The organism is Gordonia sp. 34D, from assembly GCF_056682775.1.
Window position 1 is genome coordinate 284,957 of sequence record NZ_CM155293.1, and the last position, 16,035, is coordinate 300,991.

The window sequence follows — 16,035 nt, forward strand, 5'->3', positions numbered from 1 at the left end:
GGAAAGACCAGACATGACCGCCATCGACGATCAGAACACCGCCGATTCGGCCGCCTCGAGCGACCAGGTCGATCCGGCCCCGAACCCGCACGCCAGTGCTGAGCAGGTCCAAGCCGCCTTCAACGACACCAAGCTCGCCCAGGTGCTGTACCACGACTGGGAAGCCGAGAGCTACGACGACAAGTGGTCGATCTCATTCGACGAGCGCTGCATCGACTACGCGCGCGGTCGCCTCGACAAAATCCTGCCCGACGCACCTCTCCCGTACGGCCACGCTATGGAACTGGGCTGCGGTACCGGGTTCTTCCTGCTGAACCTGATGCAGTCGGGTGTCGCCACCAAGGGCTCGGTCACCGACCTGTCGCCCGGCATGGTGAAGGTTGCGCTGCGTAACGCTGAGAACCTCGGCCTGGACGTCGACGGTCGTGTTGCGGACGCCGAGTCGATCCCGTACCCGGACAACACCTTCGACCTCGTCGTCGGTCACGCCGTGCTGCACCACATTCCGGACGTCGAGAAGTCGCTCCGCGAGGTGCTACGCGTCCTGAAGCCGGGCGGTCGTTTCGTGTTCGCCGGTGAGCCGTCGACCTACGGTGACTTCTATGCTCGCTGGATGAGCCGTGCCACCTGGTGGATCACCACCAACGCCACCAAGCTCGGACCCTTGAAGAGCTGGCGCCGTCCGCAGGCCGAACTCGACGAGTCCTCGCGTGCAGCAGCACTCGAAGCGGTCGTCGACATCCACACTTTTACCCCCGACGATCTGGAGCGCCTCGCTACCAACGCCGGTGCAGTGAAGGTGGAGTCGGCATCGGAAGAGCTCGCAGCTGCGATGCTCGGCTGGCCGGTCCGTACTTTCGAGGCTGCTGTCCCGCAGGAGAAGCTGCAGTGGCGTTGGGCGCGTTTCGCGTTCGGCGGCTGGAAGCGGATGACTTGGCTCGACGAGAACGTCCTCGACAAGGTGGTCCCGAAGGAGTTCTTTTACAACCTGCTGATCACCGGCGTGAAGCCTGAGCCCAAGTAAGCCAGAGCTTTAGCTTTTCCAAGCGGCATCGGACTCCCAAGTCCGGTGCCGCTTTGTTTTCTCCCCGGTACGCGACCTCCGTCTGCGGTCCCGCAATCTACGCTTGGCTGGTGGGTTATGACTTCAGCTACGACGACGTCGAGTTCTTGCGATCGGCCGCCGGTACCGAGGCGCTGACGCAAGCGGCTGGGCTGGTGTTGACTCCGGCGTCGTTGTTGCAGGAAATGCCGACGCTGCGCGCCAACTATGGCGATCGTGCCGCAGCCGTCGTCGAGACGGTCCTGGTCCGGCGTCGGGCCGGGGTGAAGCTTGAGCACGCCGACCGCATTCTCGCCACTGATGCGGCGCTGCAACAGGCCACCGCAACAGTCGTCGCCAGGCATCGCGCCGCCGACATTGCCGCGCGCCACCCCGGGGCGGTCGTACATGACGTGACATGCTCCATCGGTTCCGAGCTCCTGGCGCTGACAGGCAACCCGGGCATCGGTGGCGTGATCGGTAGCGACATTGACCCGATCCGGCTATCGATGGCCGACCACAACCTTTCCGTGAGTGCCGGAGTGCCCCGGGTGTTGCTGCGGGGCGACGCCCTTACTCCGACATCGACCGCGGATGTGGTGTTGGCCGATCCGGCGCGCCGAAATGCGCGCGGACGCACCTTCCGGTTCGACGAACTGGTCCCACCGTTGCCGGATCTGCTCGCCGCGTATGAAGGGCGGTCGTTGGTGGTGAAGTGCGCCCCGGGCCTGGATTACGACCTCCTGCGCGAACGGTTTGGGTTCGAGGGTCAGGTTCAGGTGGTTTCACTCGACGGGGGAGTGCGCGAAGCATGCCTGTGGAGTCGGGTCGATGGCCCGCAACGGCGCGCGACTGTCCTGCGCGGTGAGGGTGGCTTTGAAAGTGGGAGCTTCGAGATCACCAGTGACGACCCCGATGACATTGACGAGCCCGGAATCGGCGAGTGGATCGTCGACCCCGATGGGGCGGTCGTGCGCGCGGGCCTGGTGCGGCACTACGCCCGCCGGCACGGCCTGCGACAGTTGGACCCCCAGATCGCCTATCTGACCGGCGACTCGGTGCCCGCCGGAGAACGTGGATTTCGGGTGATCGATCAGTTGGGGGTGACCGAGAAGGTGCTGCGGGCGGCGCTTGCCGCCCACGATTGCGGCAGTCTAGAAATCCTGGTTCGCGGCCTCAATGTCGATCCGGACCAGTTACGGAAGCGATTAAAGCTTAAGGGCACAAAGCCACTGTCGTTGGTTATGACCAGAATTGGTCGGGCGGGCACCGCCTTTCTTTGCGAGCCGGGCTTGCGTTTTCCGCATTGACCGCTGGGAACTGCATTCTTCCGATTTGCAACGTCAAATTTGTGTCTTTGTTAGCGTTGCAGGCAATTTCGTCATTCATTTCCGAATGCCGATGAACCTGTTGGTGTGGCGCCAAGCTGCATCCTCAATTTGCTAGTGAGGCAACGGAATGCGGATTGGGTTGCGGTGGGCTGGTATCGCGCGATTCGGTGCGATTGTGCCGTTGGTTTTGGCTGTGGGTGCCGTCGGATGCAGTACTGAGACCACGCCGTCGGAGTCGACATCACCGCAGTCCTCGGCTGCAGTCGCGCCGCTGGACGTTGCCGCTCTTACCGCGCGGTTGCCCGAGCGGATTCGCCAATCTCGAACGCTTACTGTCATCACCAGTACGCCGTTCGAGCCAATGGTGAATTCTGTCGACGGAAAGCTCACCGGCTTCGATATCGATATGCTCACCGCGATTGCTAACGCGCTCAGGTTGCGGACGCAGTTTCAGGACCAAGAATTCTCCGGAATCATTTCCGCTGTCCAGAATGGTCAAGTCGACCTCGCCGCTCGAGGCATCTTCGATACGGCCGAGCGAGAAAAGGTCGTCGACATGGTGACCTACTTCCGCGCTGGCACGCAGTGGGCCGCGATGTCGACGGACATCAACCCCAACGAAGCCTGTGGCACAACGGTCGGTGCCGAGGCTGCGACAACCCAGTCGACCATCGAACTCCCTGCCAAGTCTCAGGCGTGCGAAACCGTCGGTGAGGAGCCGATCAAGATCGTCGAGTTCAGTTCCGAAAGGGCGGCGATGGAAGCGCTCGTCGCGGGGAAAGTTGATGCCGTGTCGGCGGACTCGCCGGTGACGCTGTATGCCGCCGAGCGGTCGAATGGGGCCATCAAAGCAGTTGGTCAAGCCTTCGACACGCTGCCGTACAGTTTGCCCGTCGCGAAGGGGTCCACGCTTGGGCCCGTACTTCAAACGGTGGTCCAGTACCTGATCGACTCGGGCGAGATGCGCACGATCGCCGAGCGCTGGGGGATCGAGAACGGGGTCATCGAGACCTCACTGATTAACGCGGCGGTCCACTAATGCGAAACACGGTGCGGCACCGGCTGATTGCCATCCTGTTGACCGCGACGATGGTCGTCGTCGGCGGGTGTTCCTCGACGGACACGCCAGGGGTGCCGCCAGCGCAGAAGGCGGATCCCGGCAAGGCTGCAGCCGACTTCGCAAAAGTCGAGGCCTCCACGAACGTCGACGCCAAGCGGTATCTGTACCCAACAACCACCGGCACCCGGGATGACGATCAGAACTGGGTTGACCTCTTTATCCCGGAGGGCGACCATGCCGATTCGTCGGTCCCACTCGTCATTCTGATTCACGGGGGTGGTTGGCAATCGGAGATCGGTGCGGACTCGTTCGTGAACTTCGCTCGCCGCCTTGGTGAGCGTGGGCTGGCCGTCTACAACGTGGAGTATCGCCGGGTCGGTGCGGGCGGAGGATGGCCGACGACCTTTGCCGATGTGGCGGCTGCCCTCGATTACGTTCCGGCGGTGAAGGCCGCTAACTCGGCGATCGATACCGATGACGTGGTGGTCGCCGGCCATTCGGCGGGCGGGCAGTTGGCGATGTGGTCGGGAACGCGGCATCGCCTGGAAGACAACGAAGTGGGCGCCAAACCGAAGTTTCGCCCGGAGAATGTCATTTCCCTCGCCGGGCCCCTCGATATGCGGAAGGCCGTGGCGATGGGCGACAAATACATCGAGGGCGTCATGTCCGCAAGTCCCGACGAAGCCCCTGAACGGTACGCGATGGTGGATCCCATCCAGAACATCGATCCAAGCATTCCCACCATTGCCATCGCTGGTGACCGCGACCATGTGGTTCCGGCGGTGCTCGCGCGCAATTACGTGGCCGCAGCGAGGAAAGCCGGTGCCAAATCCGAGTTCATCTCGATTCCGGGCGGCAATCACGTCAGCATTGTTGACGTCAACAATGGCCAATTCATGACCGTATTGGAGACGATAAGCCGGGCGGCATTTACCGCCCAACGTGACTGAGTGAACGGCAGACCGAGAGCTGGAACAAACCCATCTGTTTGAGGAGTTTTTCGATGAACGTGAGACAGTCTGGGCTCGCTGCGGGCCTGTTTGCCATGGCGCTGTTAGTTGGTGCGTGCGGGTCCGGTGATTCAGACACGACGACCTCGTCGGCGAGCAGTCCAACGACAGCGGCTTCGGCAACGACGACCACGATGTCTTCGACGCCCGCAGTCACCACTCCGCAGAATCCGAAGCCGGAAGCGTCGAACGTTGCGCCAGTTCCAGCACCGCATCACACGACCCCTAAAGCCCAACCAGAGCAGGACGATGATCCGGGTGGGCATCCGTGCACCGATCAGAGTGGTGCACCCGGTTACCTGATTCCGGGGTCTTCTGGCGGGTGGGTTTGCAACATCACTGGTGACGCACCGCAGGCCACGACACAGCCGCACGCCACTCACGACGATGATCCGGGCGGGCATCCGTGCACCGATCAGAGTGGTGCACCCGGTTACCTGATTCCGGGATCCTCCGGCGGCTGGGTTTGCAACATCACGGGCGACGCACCCCGATAGGGACGCACCCAGTAAGGACGAAACCCGGGGTAGCGATCACGGACAAGAAAGGTCCGCCCAGCCATTTTTGGCTTGGGCGGACCCTTTTCGTCCAGCGGAATGCCTGCTAGTCGGCGGCGTAGTAGTAAACCTTGCCGATGTTGGTCGTGACAGCGAGCTGGCCGTAGGGCGACACGGCGACGCCGGTCGCGAAGCCCTTCGCTTCGGGCATCGGCAGGGTGCGCTTGGTTTTGCCGGTCTTGGTGTCGATTTCTGCGAGGGCCAATTCCAGTTCGGGGCCCTGACGAATAACGGCCCACGCGGTTCCTGAGGCGGTCACCGTTGCCAGTCCCGCCGTCTGCAGGTCGTCGCGTCGGGCTACCTCGGTGGCCTTGTCTCCATCGTCGTGCAGCATCACCAGCGGCGCGCCGATGGTGCCAGCCGGAATGATGAGGCCGTCGGGGGAGACGGACATGGTGCCGAAGCCGTAGCCGCCATTGTCGTAGCTCCAACGGACAGTGCCGTTGGTAGCGTCGAGGGCGTAAATCTTGCCGTCGCGACCGAACGCGTAGACAGTCTTGCCGTCGTTGGAGGAAACCGGAGGTCCGACGACGCCGCCGGGCAGGTCGGCGACCCACGCATCAGTCACGGCGTCTTTACCGTCAACCTGCGCGTAGCTTAGGGCCTTCACCTGCGACGCTTTCGCGCCCTGCGGGAAGAAGTTCAGGAAGATCCGCTTGCCCGCCCAGTCGACCGCAGGGGGCGCAGAAATGGCGCATCCCGGACCGCCGGACACACAATCGCCGAAGCCGGTCAGCGGATCGGTTGCGACATTCGACCACAGGTCGCGGGCCGGAGCGGCGAGGTCGCCGTTCTGAGAGTTGGCGATCAGCACGCGGCCCAGCGAGGTCGTGATCAGAATGCGGCCGGGGCTCACAAACTTGGCCGACGTCGGAACACCGGGAACGTCCATCCGCCAGCGGATAGGGCCGCCGCCGGTCAGCGCCAAGAATTTGCCGGGCTCACCGATGTACGGCTGAGTGAACTGGTCGACGACGGGAGCGTTGCCCCAGAAGCCGTCCTTCATCCGCTTGCAGAAGTTCTTACGGCCCGCGCGGTAATCGAGCACCAGGAAGTTACAGCCGTTCGGGGTGCGGGCGGTGACGAGGACATCGCCGCCACCGTTCATGACGGTCGGGCTGGTGACGGGGCCGCCGGTGGGTCGCGTCCACGACAGCTTCAGGTCGGCAGATGGAGCGGCCGGGCTGTAGTTGCTGTTGCCACTGTTACCGCCGTACGACGACCATCCGGCAGCCGGGACCGATCGGACGTCGATATGGCCATCGGAGCAGGATGTAGCCACCAGTGCGGCCAACGTTCCGAGTACGGCGATCCGTCCGATCGCGCGCAAGCGTCGACGTGCGGCCTGGGTCATCGTGCTCCGATCATCCTTTGACATGCGCGGGGAAGCTTAGGTCTCATGGCTCCACGCTCGGGCACGACTCTATCTGGTCGGGTGAATGCGCCTGCATTAACACCATGGGTGAGGCGCTGGGCGCACCGGTGCGATGGGCGAGTTCAATGTTTGGTCGATTAAAGTTTTGATCCATGACCACGATGTGGAATGCGTCTTACCGTTCACGATGGCGTGCCGGCCGCCGCCGCGACCCGCAGCAGGCGCGTTTTTTGACGCTCGACTCGCTGCGCTGGATTAAGCGCAACCGTGCCTGGACCCCCTGGTACCTGGTGCGCTACTACCGGTTGGCCCGTTTCCGGATGGCCAACCCGCACATCGTGCTGCGCGGAATGCTCTTCCTCGGCAAGGATGTTGAGATCCACGCGACCCCCGAACTGGCGCGCATGGAGATTGGCCGCTGGGTCCACATCGGCGACGGCAACTCCATCCGCTGTCACGAGGGCAGCATGCGCATCGGCGACAAGGCCGTCTTTGGTGCCAATAATGTCGTGAATTCGTACCTCGACATGGAGATCGGCGGCTCCACCCTGGTTGCCGACTGGTGCTACATCTGCGACTTCGACCACGTCACCGACAACCTGAACCTGCCGATCAAGGATCAGGGCATCGTGAAGGGCCCCGTGCGCATCGGTCCCGATACGTGGATTGCTGCCAAGGTGACTGTCTTGCGCAACACGACCGTCGGACGTGGCTGTGTGCTGGGTGCACACGCTGTGGTTCGCGGCGTCATCGAGGATTACGGCATCGCCGTCGGTGCACCGGCCCGCGTCGTCAAGAACCGCATGACGGACTGGGAAGCCGGAGCCGAGCAGCGCGCTGAACTCGAACGCGCACTCGCCGACATCGAACGCAAGAAAGCTGCGGCCAACAAGAAGGCTGGCGATAGCGCCTAGCTTTACTCGCTGGGCTGCTCGCTCGACGGTGCGACCGGAACCGGCTTCGACAGGGTCGGCTCCGCCGGTGCGCGTGACGGTTGCTCGGTTGGCTGCTGTTCGTTCGCTGGTGGCGGCTCTGCCGGAGGCGGGGGAGGCGGCGTGACCGCCTCGGTCCACACGCCAGCCGACTGACTCACCACCACAATCGTTCCATCTGGCTCGGTGACCTCAAGTTGTTCGGACTGCGGCAGCCACCGCACTGAACTCGACGCCGGGAAATTACCCCGATAAACCACATCGGTCGACGACGCGTCCCGAATCATCACCGCGCCGCCCTCTTGATAGAAGGCGTAACTGCCCGACGCGGTAGTCGTGCCGCCGGGCGGCAGGGTTGGTTTCGGGACGGTTGTGGTCGGTGTCGCCGTCGGGGGACTCGGGGCAGTGGAGATCGGGGACAATGTTTCGCTGGAGGACGGTCCTGCGCTTTCCGTAGCAGTGCTGGAAGGTGCCGAGCTTGACGACTCTCCACTTGATGCTGAAGTGCTCGGATCTGCCGACGTCGCTGACTCACTCGGCGGTTCGTTCCGCGCTGCGAACCCACTCGTGGGAGTAACGCATCTGATTCCGGCCGGTGTTAACAGGCCATCTTGCCCAGGACTGGTCGGGCGGATTAATTGTGTGACGGTTGCTGCTGAGCGGAAGTTCTTCACTGTGTTCGTCAGTACGACAGTTATTGTGCCGCCTCCGAGTAGCCAGGTGATGATGGCAGTCAGCAGACCCTGGTCAAGTTTGTAGACGGCGGGGTTCGGTGCAGTCGCCGCGTTAATTGTGACTGGTGCTTGGCTCTGTCCGGGGAAGCTCAGTTCGTAGGTGTACCTGGAATTTGAGGCGGGATTGGGCCATCGGAGTTCGACGGTCGAATAGCTCAGGAGCAGGATCGATGTGGTCGTGTTGTAACAGCCCATCGACGTCGGGTTGGCTGGGATTCCCGTCGAAATCGTCCCCGTCGCTGTTGCCGACAGCGGTGGAGCGGCCTGGGCTTCGCCCGGAGCTTGCGCACCCGACACTACGACCGCAACAACCGACGCCGCGGCGGTTCCGGCGAGGAAGCGTTGTCCGGCGGGACTGTTGCGCCACCCCTGCTTCGGTGCGAACGCAATTGCCAACAGGATCAACAGTGCGACGGCTTCGAGGGCGAGGGTCATCGGGTTCTTCAACCACGACACCACATACCCGAGGTAGGGGACGGTCCAGTAGACGCGGTCGACGGTGGTCGTGACGTACCTTCCGGGGTCGGCAACGTTGTTGGCGTCGCCCTTCAACGTGAGGGTTGCGGAATCCCCGGCGAACGAACCGACGGTGACGACTCGGTGAGTGAGGCGTGTGCCGTTGTCGGCGGTGACGGTGACGATGTCGCCGGGATGGACAGTGTTTGCGGGCACGGTCCGGGCAATGCCGAGGGATCCGGTCGGCGCTGCCGGGGCCATGGAGTTGGTCTCGAAGATGAGCGGTCGAATACCGAAAGATATGGCGAGCACGGTGAGGATTATGCAGAACGTACCGAGGATGGCTGCGCTGGTCAGTGCGGCATTGGCGAGAACTTGGCGACGTCGCGTCGGTGTCATCATGGGCGTGGTCATGATGCCGCCGTCGCAGTGAAGGTCACGGTCACAGTGCCGGCCGCAGCACTGTTTGCGTAGGAGCCGGGAGTGTTGTCATTTAATTGGATGCCGAGGCAAATATCTTGCACACCGCCCGCGGCTATTGGGCCGACCGCGGTACCCATCGCCATGGCGACACCGCCGGTCCCGCAGGCTGGTTCGCCGTAGGGGCCGGTACCGATGTTGACCGCGCTAGTTGTCGATCGTCGTGCCGTCAGCGTCGTGAAAGCTCCCACACCCGACTGTGTCGCGGCTGAGGTGAAAGTGAATGGGATGCCGCCGGTGTTCTTGACCTGGACAATCTGGGCCGTCGTTGAGCCCGGCAGCAAGTTTCCGGGGAACGTGAAGTTGTAACTCGCTTTGTGGGGTCCGCCGCTGGGGCCCACCATAATTTCGACGCCAGCGGTTGTGAACTGGCCCGATGTTGTTGCCGCCGTCGTCGACCATAGTGCCGTGGTGCCGACTGCGCCCGTGCCCAGCAAGATTCCGCACGCAAGCAGAGCTCGAACTCGTCGCGACATTCCGGCGGAAATGTTCGGCAGCTTCACGACTCCACCTCCGTTCGGAGGGGAGCGGTGTCGGTGTTGTCGGGCTCTGGCACCGTGGTCTCATCGGTGCCCTCGGCCTCGGCACGACGACCGTCGCGCCAGTCGACGTAAAACTGCCAGCCGCCGTAAACAAATAGCAGGCCAGCCAGGACGAACACGATGATCGTCCGCTTGGCGCCGGTGAACCAGGTGTTCACAAACCCGAGGTAGGGGACCGAATACCAGAGGACGCCGCGCACCTGGATCGGGCGGACCGGCTCGGCGTCGGGGACATTGTTGTTGTCGCCCTTCGTGATGAACCGGGGCTGCTGGTCGGGCCCCTCCTGGACTTCGATCACGCGGTGCGTCACCACATCGGCCTTACCGGACTCGATTTGGTAGGTGATGACATCGCCAACGTGGATAGACGACACGGTCCGCGGCTTCACGACGACCAGGCTGCCAGCCGGGTAGTCGGGCTTCATGGACCCGGTCAACACGGTGTATGGCCGCGCACCCGCGATCTTGGGGATCAGAATTGTCGTGCACAGCATGGCGAAGGCGGCCGCCAGCAGGAACCAACTGACCGTCTGCCACAGGATGTGCATCGCGCGTTGGCGGGGAGTGCGTTCGACGGCGTCGGTGCCGGGAGTTTCGGTGCCCGAAGTCTCAGAGGTAGGCGTCGTCATGGGTTTGTCCCCGGACGTAGCTGGCCGACGGAGAAATTGAAGTTGATCGTGTACGCGGCGGGCAGGGTGCCGCCGAGGGTCTTCAGGATTGCTCGGACACACCAGCTTTCGGAACCGCCCTTGTCGAGGACCCGCCAGTTCGCCAAACCGGGGTTCGGGGAACCGATCGTTGTCGCCGGTCCCGTGGTGTCGGTTGCCGGAAAAGCGCCCGACAGATTGCCGGTGCCGCCGGGACAAGTGCCGGCCACGGATCCGGACAGTGTCACGGTAACTGTGGACCCGGGGCTCGTGATGGCCGGTCCGGCACTGGAGAGTTGGAACTTAATTCGGGTGGTCCCGGTATTAACGATCGTTAACGGCTTCTCGGTGACATTGCCGACCGCGATGTTGTTTCCGGTGAGGGAACCGAAACTGTAGGAGGCATCGCCACTGCCGTGCGGATTGAGACCGATGGTGCCGGTCCCAATGTCAGTCTGTGTCCCGAGGGATCCGGTCTCGGACCAATAGGCCCCGGTGGTGTACACCGATCCAAAGATCAGCGACACCACCAGGAAACCCAAGGCTCCCAGGAGCAGTTTGTTTCGCGTCACGGTAGCTGTTCGACGATGTTCCGTGGCCTTTCGATGGGTGGCGGGCTACGGACGAACCTGCTTGAGTGAGATCGCCATGGCATCGACCGATATGGCGGTGTTCGTGCTGGTGGTTCCGCCGGTGGCCGCATCAAAGGTCAACGTGACAGTGACGGCGATGGGTGTTCCGCTGACTGCGGGGAACGCAGTGCCCGGGCTGCCGTTGGCCGTGGAAACCGCGGTGATGCCAGTGGGAAGCGTGGCACCCGTGCCGATCCCGCTGACACTGAGTTCGGCCTTGATGTTTTTACCGGTGAACGTGGGTGTGCAACTACCGGTGTACTTCCAGACGTCGCCCGGAACCATCAGGTCGACGGAAGGATTGACGGTCAGTACGCCGTTTGTCGTTGGCGATTCGTCGGTCCAGGCACCGGACGTTCCACAATCCAGCGCGAAATTGCCGGTCGAAATGTTGCTGCCCCCGGCGATATCCGAGTCGACGCTCCACAGGGCGTACGACCCCGCGCCGCCCAGTAGCAGGATGGCTCCGGCTCCGATAGCGAGTGCGCCCTTGGTTTTGCGATTCATCAGTCCACCTCCACTTAAGGTGGACTCTGTTTCGCCACCCAGATGTCAGTGACGAACGTCACTTATCGATAGTTTCGCCCATTTTGAGTCGATTGTTACGTCCCGGGTTTAATTCATCCGTTCGGACGGCAGTAGGGCAAAGGGGCAGGTGAAGCGAAATTTCTACTGCATCGGATCGCGCTCGGGCATGGGGCGCATTGGGATTACCGGGCGGCCCAGCGGGCGCGTGGGCTGCTTGACAGCTTCGCGGTAAACATCGGCGGTTCGCTTCGCGATGGCCCGCCAGGTGAACTCCTCGTCCAACCGTTCTCGGCCGCGGAGGGCGCGAGCGGCCGCCGCCTCGGGGTCGTCGAGGGCGGCGCAGACGGCGGTCGCGAGGCCGACGGGATCGAAGGGCTCAAACGTCCACCCGGTGACGCCGTCGGTGACGGCCTCACCTAATCCGCCAGCAGTCGACGTCACTAGGGGGATGCCCGTTGCGGCAGCTTCCAGGGCGACAATCCCGAACGGCTCGTAGCGACTTGGGAGGACGATCGCGTCGCACCGATGCATCAGTTTCATCAAGCCATCGCGGTCTTGCTGACCGGCGAATTCAACGGCATCGGTGACGCCGTGCAGGTGGGCTTGCTCGCGCAGCCAGTGATTCTGGGTGCCGTCGCCAGCAATGGTGACAGTGGTGCCGGGATGGCGGCGTCGAATGGCGGGCAATGCCTCGATGAGGTCCTGCACACCCTTCTCGTATTCCAACCGTCCGGCGAACAGCAATTCCGCGGGACCGGTACGGGCAGCGCGCGGAGTGAAACTCCAGGTGCCGACATCGATCCCGTTGTGAATCACCGTGATCGGCGGCAGTTGCGGGCCAAATAGTGTGGCGACTTCGTCGCGCATCGACGCCGAGCAGGTGATGAGGGCGTCGGAAGCATTCGCGAGCCACCACTCCACCGAGTGGACCTGACGGTTGATGTGTCCGGCGACCCAACCGCTGTGCCGGCCAGCTTCGGTCGCGTGCAGTGTCGAAACCAGCGGCGCGTCGAAGTACTCGGCCAGCGCTTTCGCCGGGTGGGCTACCAGCCAATCGTGCGCGTGCACCACGTCCGGGCGCGGCTCGTCGCGCAGAATCTGCAGACCTGCGCGCACAAAGCTGTGACCCATGGCGAGGGTCCACGCCATCATGTCGGCACCAAAATCGAACGCTGGCGGATCCTCTGCCACGGCAATAACGCGCACGCCGTTCACCACGGTGTCCGTGGTGGGATGCGTCGTCGAATCGGTGCCCGACGGCTGGCGCGTCAGCACGATGACATCGTGGCCCAACTCCGCAACGGCCTCAGCCAAATGGTGCACGTGCCTGCCGAGCCCGCCAACGACCACCGGCGGGTACTCCCAAGAAACGACGAGTACGCGCATTAAAAGTTGCCTTCCCGGCTCGGTAGTCGACGGGAGTCGAGGGCACCGAACAAATTGTCGGCACGCCGCCAACCCTGCGCGAGCTGGTCTGCTCGTCGATCCTTACCGGCGTCAGACGCCGCACAGATCTCGCGGGTAGCGTGCGCGTGCTTGTAAGCACGGTCCTCGGCGTAACCGGCGGCCGTGTCCTTGGACACCATAAACGGCCAATCGGACTGAACGGTCATCAAGGTTTCCCGCAGAATCTGGTCGGCGACCTGATCGCGGGCCGGTTCGTGGCTGGCCCGCTTGTCGAGGGAGTCGAGTGCGGTCTCGGTGACCTCGGCGTTGAGTTGTACGAGGTGCTGCACCTGGGGCCCCTCCCAGACGCGCCAATCCTTGCCTGAACCCCACGATGAGTCGCTGAGTTCGACGGGCTCGCCGACGTACCCGGACTGCCTGGCGGTTTCGAGGGATCCCACGGTAATGCCAGCTTCGGGGAGTCGGCGGATGAGCCGTTCCAACCAGATGGGGCCCTCATGCCACCAGTGGCCATATAGTTCGGTGTCGAAGGCTGCGATGACGTGCGCTGGGCGGCCGATGCGCTCGGATTCGGAAATCAGGCGTTCGCGGACCGCACCGATGAAATCGTCGACATGCTTATCGATGACGGGATCCACCAACGACGGGTCGTACGGTTTCTTCGCCTCACTCGGCACATTTTTACCTGTAACCCGCACAGGTTTAAAGCCGGTCTCGTGGTCGTAGGTGTGGAAGTCGCGATAGTTCGCGTGACCCGGATAGCCCGACTTAGGCGACCACACGCGGTAGCTGACGGTCAGGTCCCGACCGAAGGCAACGACGCCCGAGTCACCTACGGGCCGGCCCAGGGCCGTGTCTCCGTGCAGGGTGGGGCCGTCGACCATAAAGTGTCCGACACCCGCGGCGGCGTATTCCGTCTCCATGCCCGGCGTGTACGCGCACTCCGGTGCCCAGATGCCGGACGGTCTTGTGCCCCAACGTAACTCGGCATCGGCGAGGCCTTCGCGAAGGGAAAACTGGCGCAGGCGCCGATCCAGCAACGGCTGGAACGGGTGGGCCAGGGGGCCACCGAGGAGCTCGATGATTCCCGACGAAATGAGTGGCCGAATCTGTGGGCTGCCACCGTGTCGCCACTGGGTCTCGAAATCGGCCAAGGCGGTTGCGGCCGCCCGGAACTCGCGGTGACCCATGTTTCGGCGGTCGCGGTCGGAGTCGGTTGCCGCCTCCATGGCCCGCAACTGCCAGTCGGCCAGCCACTCGTACATCGATGTCCCGCAGTGCGGGTCGTCGAGCTGAGCTGCCAACACCGGGGTAATCCCCAGTGACAGCACGTCAGTGAAGCCGTCGTCGGCCAGGCGACGCAACGCCGCGAAAACCGGCTGATAGCAATTCGCCCACGATTGGTAGAGCCACTCTTCGCCAACCGGCCACCGACCGTGATTGGCTAGCCACGGCAGATGCGAATGCAGCACCAGGGTGAACTGGCCGGGAACCTGCTCAGCCATTTAGTCCGCCGGATCCGGGCGACGCACCGCCACGGCGAGCAAGTCGAGGCTCGCATCGATGTCGGCCTTCTTCGCCGAACGGATAGCGAAATCAGCGGTGGTCATCGCGGCAACGTCGGAGGTCAACTCGTCGGGCCAGGGGTCACCGGCGAGGGCGCGTTCGATCTGCGCGTCGATGATCGACCCACCCCACTTCGCGTCCAGGGCTTCCAGCGACGTCCCGTGGTAGACGCCAGCCATGCCGGTCACATCAAAGCCGGTCGTCCCGGGTACCTCAGCGAGCAACTCGGTAAGTTCGGCAGCATTGAGCTCACGCGTGTGGAACGGGTTAAGTGGGGTATCGCGGCCGGGCGAGAAGGTCACCCGATTCGGGGTGCTCATCAGCAGGAAACCCCCCGGACGCAACACACGGTGGCATTCGGCGACGAAGGCACTCTGATCCCAGAGGTGCTCAATAACCTGGAAATTCACCACCACATCGACGGATCCATCGGCCAATGGCAGGTCGATGAGATTGCCCTGTTGAACAGTCAACTCCGGGTACACCCGAGAGGTGTGGGCGACGGCCTGTTCGTCGTAGTCGACACACGTCACGGTCTTGGCGCGGGTGGCGAGCATCGACGCGCCATATCCCTCGCCCGAACCTGCCTCGAGGACATCTCGGTCGGCAACCGCGTCGAGGATGTATTCGTAGGCCACCTCGTGGCGGCGGAACCAGTAATTTTCGGCCGGGATACCCGGTACGGTGCGTTCACCGGTGAGTGCAAGCTGATCGGACGGCGGTGCCCCAACAAAGTTGGTGCCGTGAGGGGTCGCGGTCGGCTGATTCTCGGTCATCAACTCGACCTTAGTACCCGTGCTTGTGGCGCTTGGCAGGTGGGAAGTGATCGGTGCCATGTTCTCGGCCGGGCGGACAGCCGCTAAAGTAGGGCAGAGACCCATGGCCTTACCGGCCGGTAAGTTGCCGAACCCGAAGCAGGAGGTCGACGAAGACCCATGACGAATATTGTCGTTCTGATCAAGCAGGTTCCCGACACATGGTCCGAGCGCAAGCTCGCCGATGGCGATTTTACGCTCGATCGGGAAGCCGCAGACGCAGTGCTCGATGAGATCAACGAGCGCGCTGTCGAAGAGGCTCTGCAGATCAAGGAAGCAAACGGTGGCGAGGTGACCCTCCTCTGCGTCGGTCCTGAGCGCGCTACCGATGCCATCCGCAAGGCCCTGTCGATGGGTGCAGACAAGGCCATCCACATCAAGGATGACCTGATGCACGGCAGCGACGCGGTCCAGACCGCATACGTCCTGGCTACCGCCCTCGGCACCGTCGAAGGCGTCGAGATGGTTATTGCCGGCAACGAGGCCACCGACGGCCGCAGCGGCGCTGTCCCGGCCATGATCGCCGAATACTTGGAACTCCCGCACCTGACTCACCTGCGCAAGCTGGAGATTGACGGCGAGACCCTCCGCGGCGAGCGCGAGACCGACGAAGGCATCTTCAACGTCGAGGCCTCGCTCCCCGCCATCGTCTCGGTCAACGAGAAGATCAACGAGCCGCGATTCCCGTCGTTCAAGGGCATCATGGCCGCCAAGAAGAAGGAAGTGAGCGTCCTGACGCTCGCCGAAATCGGCGTCGACGCTGACACCGTTGGCCTCGCCAACGCGGGCAGCACCGTCACCGCCGTGACCCCGAAGGCTGAAAAGACCGCTGGTGAGCGCGTCACCGACGAGGGCGACGGCGGCACCAAGGTCGCCGAGTACCTGGTTGCGTCGAAGATCATCTGATCCCCGCGAACACCA

At 63.2% G+C, this 16,035-nt stretch carries 16 protein-coding genes; 7 read left to right on the plus strand and 9 right to left on the minus strand.

Going from position 1 to position 16,035, the window contains the following annotated elements; translation table 11 throughout:
• Positions 1–13 precede the first annotated feature (13 nt).
• From AC1L34_RS01395 to AC1L34_RS01415, 5 genes are all read left to right on the plus strand, one after another.
• Positions 14–1,024: a class I SAM-dependent methyltransferase gene (locus AC1L34_RS01395; RefSeq protein ID WP_424293381.1), complete on the plus strand. Its 1,011-nt coding sequence runs from the start codon at positions 14–16 to the stop codon at positions 1,022–1,024.
• Between the two features lie 110 nt (positions 1,025–1,134).
• Positions 1,135–2,352: a THUMP-like domain-containing protein gene (locus AC1L34_RS01400; protein ID WP_480035063.1), complete on the plus strand. Its 1,218-nt coding sequence runs from the start codon at positions 1,135–1,137 to the stop codon at positions 2,350–2,352.
• 148 nt (positions 2,353–2,500) lie between these two features.
• On the plus strand, positions 2,501–3,412 hold the full coding sequence (locus AC1L34_RS01405) for a transporter substrate-binding domain-containing protein (RefSeq protein WP_424294122.1): 912 nt from the start codon (positions 2,501–2,503) through the stop codon (positions 3,410–3,412).
• Positions 3,412–4,383: an alpha/beta hydrolase family protein gene (locus AC1L34_RS01410; protein WP_424294123.1), complete on the plus strand. Its 972-nt coding sequence runs from the start codon at positions 3,412–3,414 to the stop codon at positions 4,381–4,383. The genes AC1L34_RS01405 and AC1L34_RS01410 overlap by 1 nt, the downstream gene beginning before the upstream one ends.
• Before the next feature lie 53 nt (positions 4,384–4,436).
• Entirely contained in the window at positions 4,437–4,940 is a 504-nt protein-coding gene (locus AC1L34_RS01415) for a hypothetical protein (protein WP_424294124.1), read from the plus strand.
• A gap of 106 nt (positions 4,941–5,046) precedes the next feature.
• Here AC1L34_RS01415 and AC1L34_RS01420 read toward each other — a convergent pair whose 3' ends face one another.
• Complete coding sequence (locus tag AC1L34_RS01420; RefSeq protein WP_480035064.1) at positions 5,047–6,378, minus strand: outer membrane protein assembly factor BamB family protein; 1,332 nt, start codon at positions 6,376–6,378, stop codon at positions 5,047–5,049.
• Positions 6,379–6,527: 149 nt separating this feature from the next.
• On the opposite strand from AC1L34_RS01420, the gene AC1L34_RS01425 reads away from it, so the two are divergent.
• On the plus strand, positions 6,528–7,289 hold the full coding sequence (locus AC1L34_RS01425) for an acyltransferase (RefSeq protein ID WP_424294127.1): 762 nt from the start codon (positions 6,528–6,530) through the stop codon (positions 7,287–7,289).
• A 2-nt stretch (positions 7,290–7,291) separates the two neighbouring features.
• Here AC1L34_RS01425 and AC1L34_RS01430 read toward each other — a convergent pair whose 3' ends face one another.
• The 8 genes from AC1L34_RS01430 to AC1L34_RS01465 all read right to left on the minus strand — a co-directional run bounded on the left by AC1L34_RS01430 (position 7,292) and on the right by AC1L34_RS01465 (position 15,075).
• Positions 7,292–8,911, minus strand: a complete 1,620-nt coding sequence (locus AC1L34_RS01430) for a signal peptidase I (protein WP_480035065.1) — start codon at positions 8,909–8,911, stop codon at positions 7,292–7,294.
• Positions 8,908–9,480: a hypothetical protein gene (locus AC1L34_RS01435; RefSeq protein WP_424323114.1), complete on the minus strand. Its 573-nt coding sequence runs from the start codon at positions 9,478–9,480 to the stop codon at positions 8,908–8,910. The genes AC1L34_RS01430 and AC1L34_RS01435 overlap by 4 nt, the downstream gene beginning before the upstream one ends.
• Positions 9,477–10,148 carry a signal peptidase I gene (locus AC1L34_RS01440; protein WP_424323113.1) on the minus strand — a complete coding sequence of 224 codons (672 nt, stop codon included), beginning with the start codon at positions 10,146–10,148 and terminating at the stop codon, positions 9,477–9,479. Before AC1L34_RS01440 ends, AC1L34_RS01435 begins: the two co-directional genes overlap by 4 nt.
• Positions 10,145–10,738 (minus strand): hypothetical protein, encoded by a 594-nt coding sequence (locus tag AC1L34_RS01445; protein WP_424294132.1) that lies wholly within the window; start codon positions 10,736–10,738, stop codon positions 10,145–10,147. Before AC1L34_RS01445 ends, AC1L34_RS01440 begins: the two co-directional genes overlap by 4 nt.
• A gap of 45 nt (positions 10,739–10,783) precedes the next feature.
• Positions 10,784–11,305, minus strand: coding sequence for an alternate-type signal peptide domain-containing protein (locus AC1L34_RS01450; protein ID WP_480035066.1), 522 nt, complete (start codon positions 11,303–11,305; stop codon positions 10,784–10,786).
• A gap of 162 nt (positions 11,306–11,467) precedes the next feature.
• Complete coding sequence (locus AC1L34_RS01455) at positions 11,468–12,712, minus strand: glycosyltransferase family 4 protein (RefSeq protein ID WP_424324768.1); 1,245 nt, start codon at positions 12,710–12,712, stop codon at positions 11,468–11,470.
• Positions 12,712–14,238, minus strand: coding sequence for a 1,4-alpha-glucan branching protein domain-containing protein (locus AC1L34_RS01460; RefSeq protein ID WP_424323773.1), 1,527 nt, complete (start codon positions 14,236–14,238; stop codon positions 12,712–12,714). The genes AC1L34_RS01455 and AC1L34_RS01460 overlap by 1 nt, the downstream gene beginning before the upstream one ends.
• Positions 14,239–15,075: a class I SAM-dependent methyltransferase gene (locus AC1L34_RS01465; protein WP_424323772.1), complete on the minus strand. Its 837-nt coding sequence runs from the start codon at positions 15,073–15,075 to the stop codon at positions 14,239–14,241.
• Positions 15,076–15,234: 159 nt separating this feature from the next.
• Here AC1L34_RS01465 and AC1L34_RS01470 point away from each other — a divergent pair, with 159 nt between their 5' ends.
• The gene (locus AC1L34_RS01470; RefSeq protein WP_424323771.1) at positions 15,235–16,020 is read left to right on the plus strand and encodes an electron transfer flavoprotein subunit beta/FixA family protein; all 786 of its coding nucleotides are present in this window, start codon (positions 15,235–15,237) and stop codon (positions 16,018–16,020) included.
• Positions 16,021–16,035: the final 15 nt, after the last annotated feature.